Below are 216 nucleotides of genomic sequence, written 5' to 3' on the forward strand. Positions count from 1 at the left end.
CCCGTCCGCCGCTAACGTCAAAGGAGCAAGCTCCTCGTCTGTTCGCTCGACTTGCATGTATTAGGCACGCCGCCAGCGTTCATCCTGAGCCAGGATCAAACTCTCCATAAAAATTTATGATGTTTGATTAGCTCATAATACTAAATAGTGTTTGTAACATTTAAGTTACTTTATTGGAATTAACGTTGACATATTGTCATTCAGTTTTCAATGTTC

Annotated in this window: 1 rRNA gene; it reads right to left on the bottom strand. The window is 40.7% G+C overall.

The features are described from left to right. Positions 1 to 111, bottom strand: a 16S ribosomal RNA gene (locus HMPREF2561_RS10225); the annotation flags it as partial. Positions 112 to 216 lie beyond the last annotated feature (105 nt).

The organism is Staphylococcus sp. HMSC069E10 (genome assembly GCF_001809205.1).
GTDB classification, from domain to species: Bacteria; Bacillota; Bacilli; order Staphylococcales; family Staphylococcaceae; genus Staphylococcus; species Staphylococcus hominis.